Source organism: Kocuria cellulosilytica (genome assembly GCF_040981245.1).
Taxonomy (GTDB): domain Bacteria; phylum Actinomycetota; class Actinomycetes; order Actinomycetales; family Micrococcaceae; genus Kocuria; species Kocuria cellulosilytica.
On the sequence record NZ_JAVFWZ010000003.1, the window covers coordinates 304340 to 325709 of the forward strand.

Annotated in this window: 21 protein-coding genes; 5 read left to right on the forward strand and 16 right to left on the reverse strand. The window is 74.3% G+C overall.

What is annotated here, in order from left to right:
• Positions 1–35: 35 nt before the first annotated feature.
• From dop to RCG67_RS06470, 5 genes are all read right to left on the reverse strand, one after another.
• Positions 36–1673: a depupylase/deamidase Dop gene (gene dop, locus RCG67_RS06450; RefSeq protein ID WP_368825347.1), complete on the reverse strand. Its 1638-nt coding sequence runs from the start codon at positions 1671–1673 to the stop codon at positions 36–38.
• Positions 1670–3460, reverse strand: coding sequence for a proteasome ATPase (gene arc / locus RCG67_RS06455; RefSeq protein ID WP_438612641.1), 1791 nt, complete (start codon positions 3458–3460; stop codon positions 1670–1672). Before arc ends, dop begins: the two co-directional genes overlap by 4 nt.
• Entirely contained in the window at positions 3457–4626 is a 1170-nt protein-coding gene (locus RCG67_RS06460; protein WP_368825348.1) for a tRNA (adenine-N1)-methyltransferase, read from the reverse strand. The genes arc and RCG67_RS06460 overlap by 4 nt, the downstream gene beginning before the upstream one ends.
• A 120-nt stretch (positions 4627–4746) precedes the next feature.
• Positions 4747–5880: a site-2 protease family protein gene (locus RCG67_RS06465; RefSeq protein WP_368825349.1), complete on the reverse strand. Its 1134-nt coding sequence runs from the start codon at positions 5878–5880 to the stop codon at positions 4747–4749.
• Complete coding sequence (locus RCG67_RS06470; protein WP_368825350.1) at positions 5877–6587, reverse strand: HAD family hydrolase; 711 nt, start codon at positions 6585–6587, stop codon at positions 5877–5879. Before RCG67_RS06470 ends, RCG67_RS06465 begins: the two co-directional genes overlap by 4 nt.
• A 75-nt stretch (positions 6588–6662) precedes the next feature.
• Between RCG67_RS06470 and RCG67_RS06475 the strand changes: the two genes are divergently transcribed.
• Positions 6663–7571 (forward strand): PAC2 family protein, encoded by a 909-nt coding sequence (locus RCG67_RS06475; RefSeq protein ID WP_368825351.1) that lies wholly within the window; start codon positions 6663–6665, stop codon positions 7569–7571.
• Positions 7572–7665: 94 nt separating this feature from the next.
• Here the strand turns inward: RCG67_RS06475 and mshC are convergent, their stop codons facing one another.
• The 3 genes from mshC to RCG67_RS06490 form a co-directional block, all read right to left on the reverse strand.
• Positions 7666–8949, reverse strand: a complete 1284-nt coding sequence (mshC, locus tag RCG67_RS06480; RefSeq protein ID WP_368825352.1) for a cysteine--1-D-myo-inosityl 2-amino-2-deoxy-alpha-D-glucopyranoside ligase — start codon at positions 8947–8949, stop codon at positions 7666–7668.
• Between the two features lie 100 nt (positions 8950–9049).
• A complete protein-coding gene (locus RCG67_RS06485; RefSeq protein ID WP_058874933.1) occupies positions 9050–9880 on the reverse strand; it encodes an undecaprenyl-diphosphate phosphatase in 831 nt (276 codons plus the stop codon).
• A 95-nt stretch (positions 9881–9975) separates the two neighbouring features.
• Positions 9976–10326 carry a primosomal protein gene (locus RCG67_RS06490; protein ID WP_368825353.1) on the reverse strand — a complete coding sequence of 117 codons (351 nt, stop codon included), beginning with the start codon at positions 10324–10326 and terminating at the stop codon, positions 9976–9978.
• A 40-nt stretch (positions 10327–10366) separates the two neighbouring features.
• Here RCG67_RS06490 and RCG67_RS06495 point away from each other — a divergent pair, with 40 nt between their 5' ends.
• On the forward strand, positions 10367–10600 hold the full coding sequence (locus RCG67_RS06495; protein ID WP_368825354.1) for a DUF5703 family protein: 234 nt from the start codon (positions 10367–10369) through the stop codon (positions 10598–10600).
• A 28-nt stretch (positions 10601–10628) separates the two neighbouring features.
• Here the strand turns inward: RCG67_RS06495 and RCG67_RS06500 are convergent, their stop codons facing one another.
• The 3 genes from RCG67_RS06500 to RCG67_RS06510 form a co-directional block, all read right to left on the reverse strand.
• Positions 10629–11855 (reverse strand): acyl-CoA dehydrogenase family protein, encoded by a 1227-nt coding sequence (locus tag RCG67_RS06500; protein WP_368825355.1) that lies wholly within the window; start codon positions 11853–11855, stop codon positions 10629–10631.
• 78 nt (positions 11856–11933) lie between these two features.
• Entirely contained in the window at positions 11934–13268 is a 1335-nt protein-coding gene (locus RCG67_RS06505; protein ID WP_058874936.1) for a M20/M25/M40 family metallo-hydrolase, read from the reverse strand.
• Positions 13269–13318: 50 nt separating this feature from the next.
• A complete protein-coding gene (locus RCG67_RS06510; protein WP_368825356.1) occupies positions 13319–13747 on the reverse strand; it encodes a hypothetical protein in 429 nt (142 codons plus the stop codon).
• A 418-nt stretch (positions 13748–14165) separates the two neighbouring features.
• On the opposite strand from RCG67_RS06510, the gene RCG67_RS06515 reads away from it, so the two are divergent.
• Positions 14166–15341: a CAP domain-containing protein gene (locus RCG67_RS06515; protein WP_368825357.1), complete on the forward strand. Its 1176-nt coding sequence runs from the start codon at positions 14166–14168 to the stop codon at positions 15339–15341.
• A gap of 49 nt (positions 15342–15390) precedes the next feature.
• On the opposite strand, the gene RCG67_RS06520 is transcribed toward RCG67_RS06515, so the two are convergent.
• Complete coding sequence (locus RCG67_RS06520) at positions 15391–16398, reverse strand: zinc-dependent alcohol dehydrogenase family protein (RefSeq protein WP_368825358.1); 1008 nt, start codon at positions 16396–16398, stop codon at positions 15391–15393.
• Between the two features lie 113 nt (positions 16399–16511).
• The gene (locus RCG67_RS06525; RefSeq protein WP_368825359.1) at positions 16512–17255 is read right to left on the reverse strand and encodes an MBL fold metallo-hydrolase; all 744 of its coding nucleotides are present in this window, start codon (positions 17253–17255) and stop codon (positions 16512–16514) included.
• Positions 17256–17489: 234 nt separating this feature from the next.
• On the opposite strand from RCG67_RS06525, the gene RCG67_RS06530 reads away from it, so the two are divergent.
• Positions 17490–17693 (forward strand): hypothetical protein, encoded by a 204-nt coding sequence (locus tag RCG67_RS06530; RefSeq protein ID WP_368825360.1) that lies wholly within the window; start codon positions 17490–17492, stop codon positions 17691–17693.
• 85 nt (positions 17694–17778) lie between these two features.
• Here the strand turns inward: RCG67_RS06530 and RCG67_RS06535 are convergent, their stop codons facing one another.
• The gene (locus RCG67_RS06535) at positions 17779–18477 is read right to left on the reverse strand and encodes a type 1 glutamine amidotransferase domain-containing protein (protein ID WP_058874942.1); all 699 of its coding nucleotides are present in this window, start codon (positions 18475–18477) and stop codon (positions 17779–17781) included.
• A gap of 72 nt (positions 18478–18549) precedes the next feature.
• Positions 18550–19422: an aldo/keto reductase gene (locus RCG67_RS06540; protein ID WP_058874943.1), complete on the reverse strand. Its 873-nt coding sequence runs from the start codon at positions 19420–19422 to the stop codon at positions 18550–18552.
• A gap of 96 nt (positions 19423–19518) precedes the next feature.
• Here RCG67_RS06540 and RCG67_RS06545 point away from each other — a divergent pair, with 96 nt between their 5' ends.
• The gene (locus tag RCG67_RS06545; protein ID WP_368825361.1) at positions 19519–20409 is read left to right on the forward strand and encodes an SDR family NAD(P)-dependent oxidoreductase; all 891 of its coding nucleotides are present in this window, start codon (positions 19519–19521) and stop codon (positions 20407–20409) included.
• Here the strand turns inward: RCG67_RS06545 and RCG67_RS06550 are convergent.
• Positions 20384–20995 carry a deoxynucleotide monophosphate kinase family protein gene (locus RCG67_RS06550; RefSeq protein WP_368825362.1) on the reverse strand — a complete coding sequence of 204 codons (612 nt, stop codon included), beginning with the start codon at positions 20993–20995 and terminating at the stop codon, positions 20384–20386. The two genes, RCG67_RS06545 and RCG67_RS06550, sit on opposite strands and share 26 nt — an antisense overlap.
• Positions 20996–21370 lie beyond the last annotated feature (375 nt).

Here is a 21370-nt window from a genome sequence, read left to right on the forward strand (position 1 = left end):
GACGGGGTTCCTCCTGGGGTCGGTGGTCGGGGTGCTCAGCCGAGGGAGCCGGTGTGCACGAGGGAAGGTCGGGCGGCGGCGAGGGCGCGGACGAGGTGCTCGGCGTCCGGTGCCGCGGACAGCAGGGGGCCGACGTCCTCGCGGGTCAGCTCGAGCGGCTCGGGCATCGTGATCCGCGCGCCGCGGCGGACGCCGGGCAGGGTCAGCGAGACCGAGTCCCAGTTGGCCGTGAGGACGTCGTCGGGGAACCGGGTGACCAGCCGGCCGCGCAGCCACGCCCGGGTGTCGGCGGGCGGCAGCTCCACCGCGCGCCGGAGCTCCTCCTCGCCGAAGAGGGTGCGCATCCGCCCGGCCGCGACCAGCCGGTGGTGGAGCCCCTTCTCCGGGCGCACGTCCGCGTACTGCAGGTCGATCAGCGTCAGGCGGGGATCGTCCCAGGCGAGGCCGTCGCGCTCGCGGTAGCCCAGCAGCAGGGCGTGCTTGGCGACCCAGTCCAGGCGGTCCGCCAGGGACAGGGGGTCGGTCTCGAGGGCGTCGAGGACCTCCTCCCACAGCTCGAGGACCTCGCGGGTGTCCGGGTCCGGGCCCCCGGCGGCCCGTTCGTGCGCCCGGGCGGCCTCGAGGTAGAGCCGCTGCAGCTGGACGCCCGTGAGCTCCCGGCCGTCCCGGAGCGGGACGGTGGTGGTCAGCCCCGGGTCGTGGCTGATCGCCTGCAGGGCGGCCACGGGGTCGACGAGCGCGGCGTCGGGGGCGGCGCCGGCCTCGATCAGGCCGAGGACCAGGGAGGTGGTCCCGAACTTGAGCAGGTTCGAGGTGTGCGAGAGGTTGGCGTCGCCGATGATGACGTGCAGACGCCGGTGGCGGGCGCGCTCGGCGTGCGGCTCGTCGCGGGTGTTGACGATGGGCCGGTGGACGGTGGTCTCGAGGCCGACCTCCCGCTCGAAGAAGTCGGCGCGCTGGCTGATCTGGAAGCCGGGGCGCCGGCCGCGGTCGCCGAGGCCCACCCGTCCGGCGCCGCACACGACCTGACGGGAGGCGAAGAAGGGCAGCAGGCCCGCGGCGAGGGCGTCGAAGGGCACGGAGCGGGGCACGAGGTAGTTCTCGTGGGCGCCGTAGGAGACGGACTTGTTGTCGGTGTTGTTCTTGTAGAGGTTCACGACGTCGAGGCCGGTGCCCGGGGCGCTGGCGGCGATCGCCCGGACCGCGTCGAGGGCGACGCGGTCCCCGGCGGCGTCCCACAGGACGGCGTCGCGGGGTGTGGTGACCTCCGGGGAGGAGTACTCGGGGTGGGAGTGGTCCACGTAGAGGCGGGCGCCGTTGGGCAGGACGGTGTTCATCACGACCTGGCGCCAGTCCAGGGTCTCGGCGTGGGGCCCGGTCTCGCGGAGGGCCTCGGCGGCGACCTCCTCGGCGGTGAGCACCGGGGCGACGTCGGTGAGCTGCGAGGGGTCGGCCTGCGCGCGGGGGACGGTGAAGCCACGGGCGTCCTCGAGGGGGGTCTCGCCGTGGTAGTCCCAGCCGGCCGTGGTGCGGGAGGCGCCGAGGCGGCGCCGCACGAGGGCCGCGTAGGTGGTGACCACCTGGGTGGAGAGCACGGTGGCGTTGGCCTGCGGGTTGCCGGTGGCGAGCACGCCGAACTCGGTCTCGGCGCCCATGACGCGGCGGACGCTCATGCGGGTCCCTCCCCCGGGACGGGACCGGCGGCGGGGGCGGCAGCGTGCTGAGCGCCCGGTCCGGCGGGATGCGGGTCGCGGTGCAGGACCACGCGCAGGTCGGTGATGGTGTCGCCGCGGCGCCCGGAGATGCGGGCCCAGTCCTCCGGGTTGGAGGTGTTGGGCAGGTCCTGCTGCTCGTGGAACTCCTCGTCCACGGCGCGCACCAGGTGCTCGCGGCCCAGGCCGCGGACCCCGGTGGTGAGCAGGTCCTTGATGGCCTGCTTCTTGGCCCGGTCCACCACGTTGCGGATGACCGCCCCGGAGGTGAAGTCGCTGAAGTAGAGGGTCTCCTCGGTGCCGTCCCGGTAGCTCAGGTGCAGGAACTGCGTGCCGGGGCTCTTCTCGTACATCCGGGCGACGGCGGCGTCGACGAGCGCGGTGACGGCCCCGGTGCGGGAGCCGGCGGCGTCGACCTCGTCCTGGCGCAGGGGCAGGTCCTCGGTGACGTAGAGCCGGAGGATCTCGGCGGCGCCTGTCGCGTCCGGGCGGTCGATGCGGATCTTGACGTCGAGCCGGCCCGGGCGCAGCACGGCGGGGTCGATCATGTCCTCGCGGTTGGTGGCGCCGATGACGATGACGTTGTCGAGGCGCTCCACGCCGTCGATCTCGGTGAGCAGCTGCGGGACGATCGTGGTCTCCACGTCCGAGGACAGCCCGGAGCCGCGGGTGCGGAACAGGGAGTCCATCTCGTCGAAGAACACGACCACGGGGATGCCGCGGGCCGCCTGCTCGCGGGCGCGCAGGAAGATGGAGCGGATCTGCCGCTCGGTCTCCCCCACGTACTTGTCCAGCAGCTCGGGGCCCTTGATGTTCAGGAAGTAGCCCAGGGCCTTGCCGCGCCCGGCGCGGTCGGCGGCGCGCTCGGCGAGGGAGCGGGCGACGGCCTTGGCGATGAGCGTCTTGCCGTTGCCGGGGGGCCCGTAGAGGAGGATGCCCTTGGGCGGGGTCAGCCCGTGCTCGCGGTAGAGCTCGGGGTGGACGAAGGGCAGCTCGACGGCGTCGCGGATCTGCTCGATCTGGGGCCCGAGGCCCCCAATGTCGTCGTAGGAGACGGCGGGGACCTCCTCGAGGACGAGCTGCTCGACGTCGGTGCGCTCGATGGGCTCGAGCGCGAAGCCGGTGCGGTGGTCGATGGACACGGCGTCGCCGATCTCCGGGCGGCTGCGGCGCAGCAGCCCGGAGAGCAGCAGGACGCGCTCCTCGTCGGAGCGCCCGACGGTGAGGACGCGGTCGTGGTCGACGATCTCCTTGACGGTCGCGATCTCGCCGGTCTGCTCGTAGTCGAGGACCGCGCCGACGGTGTAGTTCTGGTCGAGGAGGACCTGGCGGCCGGGCTCGCAGGCGGTGAAGCTCACGAGCGGGCTGAGTGCCACGCGCATGCGGCGGCCGGCGACGAGGACGTCGAGGGTGCGGTCGGTGACCGCGGGCCCGGTGCCCGTCTGCTCGCCCACGGGTGCCCGCCCGGGGTTGACCTGCAGGACGGTGCCCTGGCTCAGGGGCGGGACGAGGTCGTTCTCGAGGGCGCGCTTGAGCTGGGCGATCTCCGTGCGGGTCGCGTCGAGGAGCCGGACGAGCTTCTGGTTCTGGGTCCCGGCGGCGGCGAGCTGCTTGTCGAGGGCGCGCTTCTGGTCGCGGAGGATGTTGACCTGCCGCTGGGCGTTGACGAGGGCGCGGCGGGTCTGCTCGGCGTCGGCCGGTCCGGTGCCGGCCGCTCCGGTGGTCTGCTGCGGGGACGACTCGTTCACGGGCGCTCCTCGCGGGGCTGCTCGGTGCCGGGAGCCGGCGCGGCCGCCGGCGCCTCGGCGGGCTCGGGCGCGGCGTCCGGCGCGGTCTCCGCCGGAGCGGCCACCGGCGTCGTGGCCGGGGCGGGATCATCGGCGGGTGCGCTCCCGCGGGCGGCGCGCTCGGCCAGGCCGAGGGCCTCGCGGCCGGCGCGGCGCAGCTTCTTGTCGGTGACGTCCCGCTCGCCGAGGGCCACGGGGGTCCAGGCCTGCAGGTCGTCCTCGCTGTACTCGGACTTGGAGGCCCGCCGCTTGGGCGCCAGCCGCTCGGAGCCGTCGGCGAGCCGGCGGGCGGAGAGCAGGAACCCGGTGTGGGCGACCATGCGGTGGTCGGGGCGCACGGCCAGGCCCTCCACGTGCCAGCCGCGGACCATGGTCTCGGAGGCGTCCGGCTCGGTGTAGCGGCCGTCGGCGCGCATCGCCTCGGCGGTGCGGGAGAGCTGGGTGACGGTCGCGACGTAGCACATGACCACCCCGCCCGGGGCGAGGGCGGTGGCCACGGCGTCGAGGCACTCCCAGGGGGCGAGCATGTCGAGGACCACGCGGTCCACGGAGCCGGGCTCCTCGTGCTCGCCGAGCTCCTCGGCGAGGTCCCCGATGCTGATCCGCCACGCGGGGTGGGGACCGCCGAACATGGTCTCCACGTTGCCGCGGGCGATGTCGGCGAACTCCGCCCGCCGCTCGAAGGAGTGCAGGCTGCCCTCGTCGCCCACCGCGCGCAGCAGGGAGATGGACAGGGCGCCGGAGCCGACGCCGGCCTCGACCACGCGGGCGCCCGGGAAGATGTCGGCCATCGTGACGATCTGGCCGGCGTCCTTGGGGTAGACCACCGCGGCGCCGCGCGGCATGGACAGCACGAAGTCCTTGAGGAGCGGGCGCAGGGCCTGGTAGCGGAACCCGGCGGAGTTCTCGACCACGGTGCCCTCCGGGCGGCCGATGAGCTCGCCGTGGCCGAGCACCCCGCGGTGGGAGTGGAACGCGCCGTCCTCCGCGAGCGTGACCGTGTTCATCCGCCCGCGCTCGTCGGTCAGCTGCACGCGCTCCCCGGCCCGGAAGGGTCCGCGCCGGTTGGCGGCGCCCCGCGGGGACGCGGGCGAAGGGGCGGCGGTCTGGTCAGCGGTTCCGGTCATCGGCTCACTCTCGGGGCGGGGTCTGGTCGGTCGTGCGGGAGCCGGCGGGTGCGCCGCCGGCCCGGGGTCCTCCCCCATTGTGTCACCGCGGCGCGGGGTGCCGGGGCCGGGCGCCGGGGCTCAGCCGGCCAGCAGGCGTTCGAGGGCCGCGCTGCGCAGAACCCCCACGAGCGCGCCGCCGGGTCCCGTGACCACGTAGTGCGGGTACTCCCGGGCGGCGACCGCCCGCAGCAGCGACTCCTCGCGCAGCCCGGCGTCGAGCATGGCGTCGGCCGGCAGGTGCTGCAGGACGGACGTCAGGGGGGTCCCGGCACGCCGGTCCGCGGGCACCGCGTCCGCGGCGGCGGGCACGAGCAGACCCACCACCTGCCGGTCCGGGGAGACCGCCAGCACGTGCGGGACGGGTCCGCCCGGGACCGCGGCGTGGGCGAGGTGCTCGGTGACCACCCGGTCGGTGTGGGCGAGCGTGGCGCCCGCGGGGACCGCCACGGCGGGTTCGGCGAGCGCTGCGGCGCTGACGCCGTGCATGCGGGACAGGACGGCCGCGGAGCGCAGGGAGGCGCCGGCGCCCTGCCACATGAAGCCGGCGACGAGCACCACGAGCACGAGCGCGACGGGCTGGCGCCACAGGCCGGTGAGCGCGGTGGCGGCGACGATCCCCACGGCGAGCAGCCGGCCCGTCCAGGCCGCCACCACCGTGCCGTGCTGCTCCCGGCCCGTGGCCGCCCAGACGAGGGCCTCGACCACGCGCCCGCCGTCCAGCGGCAGGCCGGGCAGCACGTTGAAGACGCCCACGATGAGGTTGGCCCAGGTGGTGAGGTCGAGCAGCACCCAGCCGAGCGTGGGTGCGGGGTCCCCGGTGCGCAGCGCGGCCCAGCCGGCCAGGCCCAGGGCGAGGTTGACGGCCGGTCCGGCCAGCGAGACCACGGCGGAGGCCAGCGGGGTGCTGCGCACGTCGCCGAAGTGGGTGTGCCCGCCCAGCAGGCTCAGCACGATCCGGCCGGTGGGCCAGCCGAACGCGCGGCCGGTCCAGGCGTGGGCGAGTTCGTGCAGCAGCACGGACAGGGCCAGGGTCAGGGCGAAGCCGAGGGCGGCGGCGTAGTTGAGCGCCCCCAGCCGGGGGTACGCCTCCATGAGCACGGGGGTGTAGAGGAGCACGGTGACCGCGGCGATCACGAACCACGACCAGGACAGGGTCACGGGCACCCCGCCGATCCTGCCGAGGGGGACTCCCTCGGCGCGGGTGCGGTTCACGCGCGGGTCCCGGCCACGAGCCGTCCGAGGTCCTCGGGGCCCACGCCGGCGAGGCTGGGCAGCACGAGGTCGGCGCCGGCGTCGTCGAGCGGGACCATGTTGGGCACGCCCACGGTGAAGATCCCCGCGGCGACGGCCGAGCGGATGCCGGTGCGGGAGTCCTCGACGGCGACCATGCCGGCGGTCGCCGTCGGGCGGCGGGCGCGCTCGCAGAGCCCGGCGGCGCCGATCCGGTAGGGGTCGGGGGCCGGCTTGGCCGGGTGGCCGAGGTCGCCGGTGACGACGACGTCGAAGACGCCCGGGCCGCCGAAGGCGTCGAGGACGACCTCCGCGAGGGGGGTCTCGCTGCTGGTGACGAGGGCCAGGGGCACCCCGCGCTCGCGCAGGGCGGCGACCAGGTCCTGCGCCCCCTCCTTGTACACGACCCGTTCCCGGGTGCGGGCCGCGACCCGGGCGATGAGCCGGTCCACGATCTCGCGCACGCCCAGGCGCACGCCCTGGCGCTGGAACACGGCGGCGGCGTCCTCGAGCCCGGTGCCGACCATGGCCAGGGCGTCGGCCTCGGTCCAGTGCCCCCCGTGGGAGCGGACCAGCTCGATCTCGGCCTCGATCCAGTACGGCTCGGTGTCCACGAGCGTCCCGTCCATGTCGAACAGCACGGCGGTGGGCAGGAGGTCGTCGGGGGACGGGGACAGGTGGCGGGGCATGGCCTCCATCGTAGTGTCCGCAACACGGGTGCCCGCCTGCCGGGTGCTCTTGCCGTCGAAGTCCCTGCGCGTAGTGTGGGTGGCGTGAGCAACGACTTCGACGAGACGTTCCCCCGTCCCCAGGCCGGCCCGTTCGGCGTGGTCCGGGAGGACGGTGACCAGGAGCGCGTGACCGTGCTGGTGGCGGCGTTCGAGGGGTGGAACGACGCCGGGGACGCCGCCACGGACGCGGTGCAGTTCCTGGCCACCCACTACGGGGCGAAGGACGTCTTCGAGGTCACGTCGGACGACTACTACGACTACCAGTTCTCCCGCCCCATCGTGCGCCGCGCCGCGACCGGCGAGGTGAAGATCGTCTGGCCCACGACCCGGCTCTCGACCGCCACCGTGCCCGGCACCAATCTCGACCTCGTGCTGCTGCACGGCTGGGAGCCCTCCTACCGGTGGCGCTCCTTCACGGCCGAGCTGCTCGAGCAGGCGACCCTGCTGGACGTCGACTTCGTGGTGATGGTCGGGGCGCTGCTCGCCGACGTGCCGCACACCCGGCCCATCCCGGTGACCAAGACCTCCGACACCGCGGAGCTGCAGGAGGAGCTGGGCATCGACTCCTCCCAGTACGAGGGGCCCACCGGGATCGTGGGGCTGCTCTCCCACATGGCGTCCCTGGGCGGGTTCCCCACGGTCAGCCTGTGGGCGGCGGTGCCCCACTACGTCGCCCAGTCCCCCTCCCCGAAGGCGGAGCTGGCCCTGCTGCGGGAGCTGGAGGAGCTGCTCAGCATCACGCTGCCGCTGGACGCGATCGCGGAGGACGCCGAGGCGTGGGAGCGGGGGGTCAACGAGCTGGCCTCCGACGACCCCGAGATCGCCGCCTACGTCCAGCAGCTCGAGGAGGCCAAGGACACCACGGACCTGCCCGAGGCCACCGGGGACGCGATCGCCAAGGAGTTCGAGCGCTACCTGCGCCGCCGCCGCGACGAGAAGTGAGCGCGGCCGGCGCCCGGGCGCCGTGCGCCGAGGGGCGGCACCCGGAACGGGTGCCGCCCCTCGGCGCGTTCCGGGAGCCGGCCCGGGACCGGCTTCAGAGCTCGATGCCGAGCCGGGCGTCCACCAGGTCCCGGACCAGCCGGGCGTCCGCCCCGCCGGTCCCCGGGGTGCCGGCGGTCAGGGCGGCGGCGGCCCACTCGTCCAGGGCGGCCAGCGCCGCGGGGGCGTCCAGGTCGTCGGCCAGGGCGGCGCGCACGGTCGCCAGCAGCGGGGCCGCGCTGCCCTCGGGGGCCACGGCCAGGGCGCGGCGCCACGCGTCCACGCGGGCGACGGCGCCGGCGAGCACGAGGTCGGTCCAGTACCAGTCCTCGGTGTAGCGGTGGGCGAGGATCGCGGTGCGGATCACGGCCGGGTCCACGCCCTGGGCCCGCAGCGCGGAGACGAGCACGAGGTTGCCCTTGGACTTGGACATCTTCTCCCCGTCGAGCCCGACCATCCCGGTGTGCAGGAAGTGCCGGGCCATGGGCTTTCCGGTCAGGGCCCAGCAGTGGCCGGCGCCCATCTCGTGGTGCGGGAAGACCAGGTCCGAGCCGCCGCCCTGCACGGTGAACGGCGCGGGCAGGTACTCGAGGGCGATGAGCGAGCACTCGATGTGCCAGCCGGGGCGCCCCGACCCCAGGGACGCGCCGTCCCAGGCGGGCTCGCCGGGACGCTCCACGCGCCACAGCAGCGGATCCAGCCGGTGCCGCTTGCCCGGGCGCTCGGGGTCCCCGCCGCGCTCGGCGAACAGCGGCAGCATCTCCTCGGGCGAGAGGTGCGAGACGTCGCCGAGCACCCACGCGTCGGCGTCGTCGCCGGCCAGGGAGCCCACGGCCTCCACGTCGAAGTACACGTCGCCGTCCGGCTCCCCGTCCTGGCCGGGGACCCGGTAGGCGAGGCCGCGGTCCACGAGGCGCTCGACGGCGGGCACGATCCAGCCGACGGACTCGGTCGCGCCCACGTAGTGCTGGGGCGGGAGGACGTTGAGCGCGCTCATGTCGGTGCGGAACAGCTCGGTCTGCCCGGCGGCCAGCTCCCGCCAGTCCACGCCGGTGTCCCGGGCCCGCTCGAGCAGGGGGTCGTCCACGTCGGTGACGTTCTGGACGTAGTCCACCGGGGTCCCCGCGTCCAGCCAGGCGCGGTGCAGCAGGTCGAAGGCCACGTAGGTGGCGGCGTGGCCCATGTGGGTCGCGTCGTACGGGGTGATCCCGCACACGTAGAGGCTCGCCCGCTCCTGCCGGGGCAGCTCCACCCGCCGCCGCAGCCGGGTGTCCTGCACGGCGGGCAGGGGCGCCTCGCCGGGGAGGTCGGGGACGGGTCGGGCGGACCAGGCTTTCATGCTCACCTCGGGTGGTTCGGGGATCGGAGATCGGCGGCGCGGGGCCTCACCCAACCTACCGGACCGGCCGGCGCCCCCGGTCCGCCGGGTGACGCAGGGCTCAGGCGCTGATGACCCCGAGGCCCAGGAGCACGAAGATGGCCAGGCCCAGGGCGATGCGGTACCACACGAAGATCGTGTAGCTGCGGTTGGAGATGTAGTGCATGAACCAGCCGATGATCACGTACGCCACCGCGAAGGCGATGCCCGTGGCCACGAGCGTCTCCGTCATGCCGTAGGGCCCCGCCTGCGGCTGCCCCACCGTCTGGGCCAGCTTGTACAGCCCCGAGGCGAACACCGCCGGGATGGCGAGCAGGAACGCGTAGCGGGCGGCGGCCTCGCGGGTGTAGCCCATCAGCAGGCCCGCGGTGATCGTGCCCCCGGAGCGGGAGACCCCCGGGATCAGGGCCAGGGCCTGGGCCAGCCCGAAGAGCACGCCGTGCTTGACGGTGAGGTCGTCCAGGTGGCGGGCCTGGCGCCCCACCCGGTCCGCCACGGCCAGGAACACGCCGAAGACCACCAGCATCGTGGCCGTGATCCACAGGGACCGGAACTCCGTGTCGATGTAGTCCTCCAGCAGCAGCCCGAGCACGCCGATGGGCAGGGAGCCCAGGATGATCAGCCACCCCATCCGGGCGTCGGGGTCCGAGCGCTCCACCCTGCCCACCAGGGACAGGCTCCACTGCTTGAGGATGCGGACGATGTCCCGCCAGAAGTAGATGATCACCGCGGTCTCGGTGCCCAGCTGCGTGATGGCCGTGAACGCGGCGCCCGGGTCGGCGCTGTTGGGCAGGAGCTCGCCCACGATGCGCAGGTGCGCCGAGGAGGACACCGGGAGGAACTCGGTCAGGCCCTGGACGAGGCCCAGAATGATGGTTTCGATCCAATTCACCCGGCCACCCTACGGCACCCTCCGCGCCGTGGACGGCGGGACAGGCCCGGACACGGCAGAACGGCCCGCCGGCGGGCCGTTCCTGCCGGCGCGGCTCAGCGGCCGGTGCGCGCCCCGTCCGTGTCGTCGAGGTCCTCGTAGTCCTCCTCGTCGACGAGGTCCTCGTCGAGCATCTCGTTGTCCTCCAGGAGCTCCTCGTCGTCCTCGTCGTCCTCGTCGTCGTCCTCGTCGTCGGAGTCCTCCTCCTCCGCGAAGACGGTCAGCGGGGTGACCTCGTCGTAGGCGTCGTAGAGCGCCTCCTCGTAGGCGTCGAAGGCGTCGGCGATGGCGATGTACGCGCCGTCAACGGCGGGGTCGTCGTCGCTGCGCCGGTTGGACGCGGCGACGAGGTGCTCTTCGAAGGCGCTCACGAGAGCCTGCAGCGCGGCACGAGGATCATTGCTCATGGAGTAGACGTTAGCGCTATTCCGTGCAGAATGGGGACCGATGAGAGAACAAGTCCGGACCAGCACGGCGACCGTCACCAGGGACGCCGACCAGCGCTACGAGTACCTCCTGCTGACCGTGGCGCCGCACGAGCTGCTCAGCGACGCGCGGGCCCGGCTCAGCGAGCACGCCGAGTACGGCAAGTGGGAGCTGACCCGCTCCGTGCTGCTCTACGGCGGCACCCGCAAGTACTGGCTGCGCCGCCGGGTCATGCGGGTGGAGCGCACCGTCTGAGCCCGGAGCCCCTCCCGCGAAGGGGGTCTCAGCCGCCGACCGGGCCCAGCAGGGCCTTGGCCACGGCCGCGTGCACGGACTCGTTGTCGGAGGGGTGGTAGATCCCGGCGAGCACGTCCCGGTACAGCCGCTCCAGTTCCCGGCCCCGGGAGTACTGGGCCCCGCCGGCGGTGCGCACGGCCAGGTCCACGACCTGGCGGGCGGCCTCGGTGGCCCGGTGCTTGACCCCGGAGAACAGCAGGAACCAGCGCGCTCCGTGGTCCGGGGCGCCCGCGGTGCCGAGGGCGTCGACGTCCGCGGTGAGCCGGAGCAGCTGCAGCTCCACCCCGTCGCGCAGCAGCGCGGCCTCCGCGATCTGCCAGCGGACGTCGGGGTGCTCGGCGCGGGCCGGTCCCCCGCCCCGGGACCGCCGGGCGCCCGCGAGCTCCACGGCCAGCTCCACCGCCCGGTCCGCGATCCCGGTGTAGACCGCGGCCAGCAGCAGCTCGAAGCAGCCGAACACCCCCCACACCACCGGGTCCGGGTTCGGCCCCACGGGGGTGCGCGTGAGCACCTGCGCCGCCGGCATCGGCACCGAGCGCAGCACCGTGGTGCGGGACTGGGAGGCCCGCATGCCCATGGTGTCCCAGTCGTCGAGGACCTCGATGCCCTCCGCCGCCCGGTCGAGGAAGCCGAACACCAGCGGCGCGCCGGGCTCGGCGTCGTCGCGGGCGTGGACGATCAGCCGGGTCCACACGGGCGAGAGCGAGGTGAAGATCTTCGTGCCCGTGATCAGGTATCCGTCCTCGGCGGCCACGGCGGTGGTGTCGGAGTCGAAGAGCACGGAGTCGTTGCCGGCCTCGGAGATGCCGAAGGCGAAGATCTCCCCGGCCGCGGCCTGCTCGAAGATCCGCTCGGCCCGGGCGTCCCCGCGCAGGCGCAGGGTGTGCGCCACCCCGACCAGGACGTGGTGCATGTTGACGGCCAGCGCCGTGGCGGGGGCGGCCGTGGCGAGGCGCCGCTGCGCGGCGACCGCCTGCTGCAGCGTGAACCCGAGCCCGCCGTGTTCCCGCGGCACCAGCATGAGCGGATAGCCGATCCGCACCAGGTCCGCGAAGTCCTCGTCGCAGAACCGGTTCTCCCGGTCGTAGCCGGCGGCGCGCTCGCGGAACACCGCCAGCAGCTCGTCCGGCAGCAGCGTCTCGGGCACCAGGTCCGCGGGCGCTGGGGCCCGGGGCGGCGCGGTGGCGGGCTGCGGTCCGGTGGTGTGGTCCATCTCGCTCCTGTCGGCGGTGTCCTGCGGTGGTGGGCCCCGGCGACCGTGCCGGCCGGGGCGGAGGAGGCCGGTGCCGGGTCAGTACCGGGTCAGCAGCCGGTGCAGCACCCGGGAGCCGAACTCCAGGGAGTCCGTGGGCACGCGCTCGTCCACGCCGTGGAACATGGCCGGGAAGTCCAGCTCGTCGGGCAGGCGCAGCGGCACGAAGCCGTAGCCGGTGATCCCGAGCGGGTCCAGGGACTTGTTGTCCGTTCCCCCGGAGAGCATGTACGGCAGCACGACCGCCTCGGGGTCCTCGGCGTGCAGCGCGTCGACCATGGCGTCCACCACGGTGCCGGAGAACGGCACCTCGAGGGCGATGTCGTCGGACTCGAACTCGAAGGACACCCCGTCCCCGGCGAGCTCGGCGAGCTTCGCCAGGACGATCTCGCGCTGACCGGGCAGGTAGCGCACGTCCAGGCCGGCCTGCGCCGAGCCGGGGATCACGTTGACCTTGTAGCCGGCCTCGAGCATCGTCGGGTTCGCGGTGGTCTGCAGGGTCGCGCCCACGAACCGGGCCACGGAGCCGAGCTCGGCCAGCAGCCGCTGGGGGTTCTGCGGGTCGAACTCCACGCCGGTCAGCTCGGTGACGGAGTCGAGGAACGCCCGGGTGGTCTTGGTGAGCTCGATGGGCCACTGGTGCTCGCCGATGTTGGCCAGCGCTCGCGAGAGCCGGGTGACCGGGTTGTCGTCGTTGATCTGGGAGCCGTGCCCGGCCGTGCCCTGCGCGTTGAGGCGCAGCCACATGAGGCCCTTCTCCGCGGTCTGCAGCAGGTAGGCCCGCCGGCCGCCGATGGTGGCCGAGTACCCGCCGACCTCGCTGATGGCGTCCGTGACGCCGTCGAAGAGCCCGCGGTGGTGCTCGGCGATCCAGTGGGAGCCGTACACCATGCCGGCCTCCTCGTCGGCGAAGAAGCCGAAGACGATGTCCCGCCGCGGCCGCTGGCCGGTGCGCACCATGTGGCGCAGCACCGAGATCATCATGGCGTCCATGTCCTTCATGTCCACGGCGCCGCGGCCCCAGATCATGCCGTCCCGGAGCTCGCCCCCGAAGGGGTCCACCGACCAGTCGGCGGCGATCGCGGGCACCACGTCGAGGTGGCCGTGCACGAGCAGGGCGTCGGCGGAGGGGTCGGTGCCCTCGATCCGGGCGAAGACGTTGGCCCGGCCGGGCGCGGACTCCAGGACGGTCGTCGGGAGACCGACCTCCTCGATCAGCCCGGCCACGTACTCGGCGGCCCTGCGCTCCCCCTTGGCGTCGCCGCTGCCGTAGTTGGAGGTGTCGATGCGGATGAGGTTGCGGCAGATCTCGACGGTCTCGCCCTCGGGCGACGACGCGGCCGCCGCGGCGGGAACGGTCTGCGGGTCGGTCATGGCGGTCCTTCCTGGGGTGCCTGGTGGGCGGGGCCGTGCGCGGGTGGCGCTCAGCGGATGGCGGTGTCGCGGCCGGGGTAGCGCAGCAGCACGAGGCGTCCGGACTCCTCGACCACGAGGACCTCCTCCGTCTCCCCGGGCGAGTCCTCGGGGGCGACCTCGAGGCGGTGCCCGTCCGGGGTGTCGACGGCCTCGCCCTGGACGGCGAGCGTCTCGTAGCGGGACGTGTCCGGGTGCCAGCGCTCGAGGTAGACGGGGCAGTACTGGGAGTTGCCCTCCATGGCCCGGTGCACGAAGTCGTGGGACAGCAGCCCGCAGGCGCTGTCCCAGTCGCGCTGGGCCATCGCGTCGACGAAGGCGCGGGTGGTGCCCTCGGGGGTGCCGAGGTCCGGGCCGCACCCGGTGAGCCCCACGGCGAGGGTCAGGCACAGCCCCAGCCGGCTCCGGACGCCGGTGGCGCGGGTGGCGTGGACGGTCATCGGACTCCTCTCCGGGGGTGCGCCCTCAGCCTATCGTTCCCCGCCCCTCGGGCCGGCCGGGGCACGGCCGCCGCCGGCGCAGGGGCGCGGCGGGCGGACGTCGCGGTCGGTGGGCGGACCGGCCCGCGAGGGCACCCGGACGCCGTGGGCCTCCTGTCCGGAGGCACGAGAACCGCCCACTATAACCACGGGAAAAGGCTCTCCGCGGGATATTCCGTGATGTCGCCGTTATTGTTCCGTGATAGACGAAACAATTTCACACATTTCGTATTTGCAATCGAAATTCCCTAGCCTTTCCCTGGGCGACTTCCCCAGCCCAATCTGTCTCGTCGTCCGGCCGGACGACGATAGCCCCCCGCCGCGCGGAACCCCCCAATTCGTCCGTGCGCGCAGACAGACCCAGGAAGCAGAAGCACCCATGGCGAAACACCGCTGCGCCCCCGCGCGCCGTTCCGGCCGCATGGCCGCCCTGGCCCTCTCCGCCGGCATCGGCGTCACCACCCTCGCCGGCACGTCGCTGCTGGCCGGTCCGGCGGCCCACGCGGCCGCGCAGGACGTCGTCGCCGTCGACGCGGCCACCCGTCAGGCGGACGCCCAGCTGATCCTCGACGAGATCAACAGCTACCGCGCGTCCCTCGGCGTGAAGCCCCTCAAGTACTCCGCCACGCTGTCCCAGGTGGTGCAGAAGGAGTCCGACCGGCAGGTGGTCGAGGAGAAGTTCTCGCACAGCACCGCGTTCCTCACCGACCCCCGGACCGGGCCCTACACCAGCGCCAACGAGGTCATCGCCCTGGAGCACCACCGGGACGTGCGGGCACTCGTGAAGTGGTGGAAGTCCTCGGCGGCCCACGACAAGGCGATCAAGGACCCGCGCCACGAGGTGATCGGCATCGGCCTCACCTACGCGGACGGCCGGCTCGCGAACACCGGGCAGCCCTGGCAGGTGCTCTCCACCGTCAACCTCTACGGGTACGCCAACGGAGGCGCCCCCGCGGACGCGTCGGCGCGCGTGGACGGAGCGCCGGTGCACAGCTACGAGTCGGCGCCCGTCCAGACCCCGGCGGGCTACGGCGTGGCCGGCGCGATCGGCTCGAAGTACCACGCCCTGGGCGGCGCCCCGGTCCTGGGGCAGCCCGTGATGCCCGAGCGCGGCGGCCTGCGCGCCGGGGGCGCCTATCAGGAGTTCTCCCTGAACGGGCGCAAGACCACCCTGTACTGGAGCCCCGCCACGGGCGCCCACTGGGTCGAGAACCCCACGGCCATCGGGCAGAAGTTCGTGGCGGCCGGGCGGGAGAACGGCTACGGCTTCCCGACCACGGAGGAGCGCCGGCTGTCCGACGGCTCCTCCTACCAGGTCTTCTCCCGGGACGGCGTGCTCACCAAGGTGATGTGGACCCGGGCCCACGGGGCGCGCGCGGTCAACGAGACCGGCGCCATCGGCCGCGCCTGGAAGGCCGCGGGCTTCGAGCGGGGCTACGGCTACCCGGTCACCGATCCGATCCGCTACGGGGACACCGTGTACCAGCGCTTCTCCAACGGCTACCGGGTGAACTGGTCCTCGACCACCGGTCAGGTGTGGGTCACCGGGTGGTGACCCCGGCGTCCCGGGGCACGGTCCCCGGGACGCGGCCCGGGGACCGTGCTCAGTGCTCGAGCACGATCTTGCCGAAGTGCCGGGCGGACTCCATCTCCCGGAACGCGTCGGCGGCCTCCGCGAGGCCGTGCCGCCGGTCGATCACCGGGTGCAGGCCGGTCGCCTCGAGCGCCCGCACGAAGTCGGCCTGGTCCCGCCGGCTGCCCACCAGCAGCCCCTGGAGCCTCGCCTGACGGGCCATGAGCAGGGCCGTGGGGACGTCGCCCGCCGCGCCGGTGAGCACGCCGATCAGGGAGATGCGGCCGCCGACGCGCACGGCCCGGATGGACTGCGCGAGCGTGCCCGGCCCGCCGACCTCGACGACGTGGTCCGCGCCGCGGCCGTCCGTGAGCTCCTGGACGGCGCGTCCCCACTCCGGCGTCTCCCGGTAGTTGAGCACGTGGTCCGCGCCGAGCTGCCGGACGCGGTCGAGCTTGTCGTCGGACGAGGACGTGACCACGACGGTGGCGCCCATGGCCTTGGCGAGCTGCACGGCGAAGACCGAGACGCCGCCGGTGCCCAGGGCCAGGACCACGTCCCCGGCCCGGAGCCCGCCCTCCACCACGAGGGCGCGCCAGGCCGTGACGCCGGCCGTGGTGATGGTCGCGGCCTCGGCGTGCGACCAGCCCTGCGGGGCCCGGGTGAACCACGTGGCGGGCCGCACCACCGCCTCCCGGGCGTAGCCGTCGAGCCCGTCGCCGGGGACCCGCCGGAAGTCGCCGTCCACGGGAGGGCCGTCCTGCCACAGCGGGAAGAAGCAGGAGACCACGGCGTCGCCCTCCGCGAAGTCCTCGACGCCCTCCCCCACGGCCTCCACGACACCTGCCCCGTCGGCGAGGGGGATCCTCCCGTCCTCGGTGCGCGTCCCGCCCGAGACCACGAGGTAGTCGTGGTAGTTCAGGGAGCTCGCGTGCAGGCGGACGCGGACCTCACCGGGACCGGGCTCCCCGGGATCGGGCACGTCCTCGAGCGCGATCCGGTCGAGGCCGCCGGGGGCGGAGACGGTCAGCTGCTTCACGGGTGGTCCTCCAGGCGGGGCGGGGTCGTCGGTCGCCGCCCACGATAGCCGCCGTGCCCTGACCTGTCATCAGCACGCTTCCTGTTGTTCCGGCCGGCCCCCGGCGGTGCCGGTCAGTGGGCACCCACCGCACGGGCGTGCCGGGCGGCCGCCTCGGCGCCCTGCGTCCAGCGCTCCCCGTGCCCGGGCAGCACGGTGTGCGCCCCGGTGGCGGCCACCGCGTCGAGGGAGTCCAGGGCCACGGCGGAGTCCTTGGTCGCCGCGGCGGCGATGATCTGCGGGCCGCGCCGGCCGGTGTAGGGGTCCAGCGTCACGAGGGCGTCCCCGCTGAGGACGGCCCCCCGGTCGGGCAGGTCCAGGACGCAGTGCCCGTCCGTGTGGCCCGGGGTGTGCACCGCCACGGGCCGGCCGGGGACGGGCAGGGCCGTCCCGGTCTCGAGCGGTCGCAGCCCCCGGACGCCCTTGACCGCGAGGGCTCCGGCCGCCGCCATCCGCCCGAGCAGCGGCAGCGACCTCGGGTGCGTGACGGGGTAGAGGAACCGGTTGCGCTCGGGCCGGTACCGGTAGGGGTGGGCGGCCAGGTGTGCGTCTCCCGGATGGCCCAGGACGGGCAGCTGCCACTGCTCCTGGGCGCGGCGGGCGAAGCCCACGTGGTCGAAGTGCGCGTGCGTGAGGACCAGGGCCCTGACCTCGTCGGGGCGCCGGCCCCGCTCCTCGAGCGCCGCGAGCAGCATGGGCCACATGCTGGGCAGGCCGGCGTCCACGAGGGTGACGCCGTCCTCGTCCTCGACCAGGTAGCAGTTGACGTGGGCGTGGGTGATGCGGTGGATGCCGTCGGCCACCTCGGGGGTGAACATGGGTCTCCTCACTCGAACAGGTCATGGCGCAGGTCACACGATCAGTGTGCTGATCATACCTGGTGCTCCACGACACCGGTCGACAACACCGGTCCACGACACCGGCCCGGGAAGGCCGCCGCCGTACGGCGCACCCGGTAGCATGGGTCCCACCACGGCCACCGTCCACGGATCCCCCCGGTCCGTCCGGAACAGGCCCTGGCCCCCCCGGCCTGCCCCCCGAAAGGTCCCGCTGTGATCGACCAGCGTCCCGATGCCCTGCCCTCCGTGGAGATCGTCGCCGTCCCCTTCCACCGGTTCCGCCGGCACCGCTGGGCCATGACCTTCGTCCCGGCCGGCGGCGGCAGCCCCGTCCGCCGCACGTTCCCGGACTTCCGGGACGCCGTGGCCGCCGCCCGCGCCCTGGCGCTGGAGCACCGGGCGCCCGTCGGCGTCTGAGCTCCGCCCGGGCCGACCCCGGCAGACGCTGACCCGCCCGGCCCGCGCCGGGCGTCCGGGGCGTCCCCGGAGGCCCGGGCCGGCGTCACTCGGCGAGCGCCTCCACGAGGACGTCGGCGACGGCCTGGCTCGACTGGGGGTTCTGCCCGGTGATCAGGTTGGCGTCGCGGATGACGTGGCTGGACCACGCGGGTCCGGTCTCCACGACGGCTCCCTTCTCCCGCAGCACGGTCTCCAGGAACCAGGGGGTGTTCTCCCCGGTGCCGCCGCCCAGCTCCTCCTCGTTGGTGAAGGCGGTGAGCCGGCGGCCGGCGAAGAGGAACGTCCCGTCGTCCTGGGCGCTGAGCAGCGCTGCGGGGCCGTGGCAGAACGGGGCGATGATCCGGCCGGCGCGGTCCGAGGCGGCCAGGATCCGGCCGAGCGAGGGGTCGTGGACGAGGTCCGCCATCGGGCCGTGCCCGCCGGGCAGCACCACGGCGTCGTAGTCGCTCTCGTCGACGTCGGCCAGGACGCGGGGCGCGGAGAGCTCCGCGTCGATGTCCTCCAGATAGGCGCGGAGCTCGTCGGCCCGCTCCTGTCCCCCGGCCGAGTCCGGGTCCAGGCTGACCCGGTCCACGGTCGGGCGGCGCCCGCCCGGGGTGGCGAGGTCGACCGTGTGCCCGGCCGCCCGCAGGGTCCGGTGGGCGACGACGAGCTCCTCCGCCCAGAAGCCGGTGGGGTGCTCGGTGCCGTCCCGCATGGTGAGGGAGTCGGCCGCCGAGGCGATCAGCAGAACACGGGCCATGATGGGTTGCTCCTCAACTGGTGTCTGTCCGGGGCGAACCGGTGTCCGTCCGGGCGGTCGGGGCCGGGGCGGTCAGCCCGCGGCGGTGAGCTCCTCGTCCGTGGCGTCGTCGAGCTCGAGCTCCGCGGCCCCCATGTTCTCCTCGAGGTGCTCGAGGGAGGCGGTGCCGGGGATGGGCATCATCACCGGCGAGCGCCGGAGCAGCCAGGCGAGGGCGACCTGGGCGGTGCTGGCGCCGAGCCGCTGGGCGGCCCGGTCGACGGGCCCGCCCGGGCGGGCCAGTTCCCCGGCGGAGATCGGGGCCCAGGGGATGAAGCCGATGCCGTGCTCCGTGGCGTGGTCCAGGACGTCCTGGGAGGTGCGGTCGGTGAGGTTGTAGCGGTTCTGCACGGTGGAGACGGTGAAGTGCCGTCCGGCGCTCCGGAGCTGCTCCACGGTGACCTCGGACAGGCCCAGGGCCCTGACCTTGCCCTCCTGCTGGAGCTCCCGCAGGACGCCGAACTGCTCCTCGGCCGGGACGGCCGGGTCCACGCGGTGCAGCTGGAGCAGGTCGAGGGCGTCCGCCTTCAGCTTGCGCAGGCTCAGCTCGGTCTGCTGGCGGAGGTACTCGGGCCGCCCGAGCGGGGTCCACTGCCCGGGTCCGGTGCGGGCGAAGCCCACCTTGGTGGCGATGCGCACGCCCGGGGGGTAGGGGTGGAGGGCCTCGGCGATGATCTGCTCGCTGACGTCGGGGCCGTAGGCGTCGGCGGTGTCGATGAAGTCGACGCCGAGCTCCACGGCCCGGCGCACCAGGCGCACGGCGTTCGCGCGGTCGGCGGGCTCCCCCCACACGCCCTCCCCGACGATGCGCATGGCACCGAAGCCGAGCCGGTGGACGGTCCCGAGGTCCCGGAGCTCGATGGTGCGGGGCACGGTGCGGGCGGTGGTCCGGGTGTTTTCCGTCATGCGAGCCGCAACGAGTCCGCCCGCGGGCTTATTCCGCCCGGCGGCCCGGGGCGCCGATAGGCTGACGGGGATTCCGGCACGACCCAGGAGGCCTCCGTGGACCAGGACACCGGCGAGCACGACGGCGAGCGCGGCGAGCAGCGCTCCGGGCGGCGCACCGTGGTGATCACCGGGGCCAGCGACGGCATCGGTGCCGCCGCCGCCGGCGAGCTGACGCGGCGGGGGCACGACGTCGTCGTGGTCGGCCGCTCGGAGGAGAAGACCGCGGCGGTGGCCGGTCCGCTCGGGGCCCGCCGCTTCACCGCCGACTTCGCGCGGCTCGACGACGTGCGCCGGCTGGCCCGGGAGCTGCAGGAGTCCGTCCCGCGGATCGACGTGCTGGTCAACAACGCCGGGGGGATCTTCGACCGCCGCGAGCTGACGCCCGACGGGCACGAGCGGACGTGGCAGGTCAACCACCTGGGGCCCTACCTGCTCACCCGGCTGCTGCTGGACGGCCTCCTGGCGCACGGCGCGGCGGTGGTCAGCACCTCCAGCGTCGCGGCCCGGATCGGCCGGCTCTCGCCGGAGACCCTCGTGGACGGCCGGCGCTGGAGCCCGCAGCGGGCCTACGCGGACACCAAGCTCGCCAACCTCCTCTTCACCCGCGGACTCGACGGCCGGTACGGGGAGCAGGGGCTGGCCGCCGCGGCCTTCCACCCCGGCGGCGTGGCGACGAACTTCGCCTCGGGCACGAGCACCGCCCTGCGGTTCCTGTACCGCACCCGCCCGGGCCGCCGGCTCATGCGGACCCCCGAGCAGGGCGCGGAGACCCTCGTCTGGCTGGCCGACGGCACCGCCGGTCGGGACTGGCGCTCCGGGGGCTACTACGAGAACAGGAGACCGGCCCGTGTCCCGTCCCGGGCGGCCGACGACGCGCTCGCGGACGCCCTGTGGCAGCGCAGCGCCGAGCTCGTGGGGCTCACCCCGGGGCGTCCGGCCGGCTGAGCACCAGGGCGTCGACCTTCGCCCAGAGCTGCTCGACCGTCCCGTCGTTGACGAGGGTCGCGGTGATCCAGCGCGGGTCGATGCCGGCCTCCGACGGGTGCGGGTCCTCATCGGCGGCCGCCCCGGGGCGCACCACGTGCACCACCCGGCCGCCCTCGGCCGTGATGGCGGCGGCCTCGACGTCGAAGCGCACGTCCGTGAACACGACCGGCCCGGCCAGCCGCCGGGCCGTCTCCAGGCCGCGGTCCGCCCAGACCGTCTCCCCGAAGACGGCCTTGCCGGCCTCGTTGCCGACCTTCTGCAGCAGCGTCCGGATCTCCCGGTGCACCGGGTCCCGCGCCTCGTCCTTGAGCAGACCCCAGTCCCCGCCCGCCTCCGCCAGCACGGTGCCGAGCCGCAGCGGCCTGCCGTCCCGGACGCCCACGAGGGGGTCGAGCTCGGTGAGGAACAGCCGCAGCGGGTCGGCGAAGGCCACCCGGGCGTAGCCGTGGGCGGCCACGAGGCGGTCGCCGCACGTGTCCTTGCCCGACTGCTTGCGCCCGTGCAGCCCGATCAGCCGCGGACGCGGGTCCGGTTCCGGCGCCATGACGGGCCTCCTCCGCTCGTGCTCGCTCGCGTTCCAGCGTACGGACGGCGGGGCGGGCGCGCACCGGCGCCGCGTGCGCCGGTTCCCTCGCGCCCCGGGGGTCCGCGCGGGAACTGGCCGAAAGGCCATGTGCGATCGAGAACGCCCTCGATAGAGTGAGCCCCGGGCCGGGCACCCCCCGCCGGGCCCGGGCACCCACCCATCCCCCGGAAGGAACTGTCATGATCAGACTGGTCGGCGAGTTCGACGCGTTCTTCAACCCCAACTTCACGGCCATCCTCGGCATGTTCTTCGACCTGGTCCGCGCGGTGCTGCTCGGCGGCTGAGCCCCGGTCCACCACGCCCCGTCGGCGCCGCCGGAACTGCTCCGGCGGC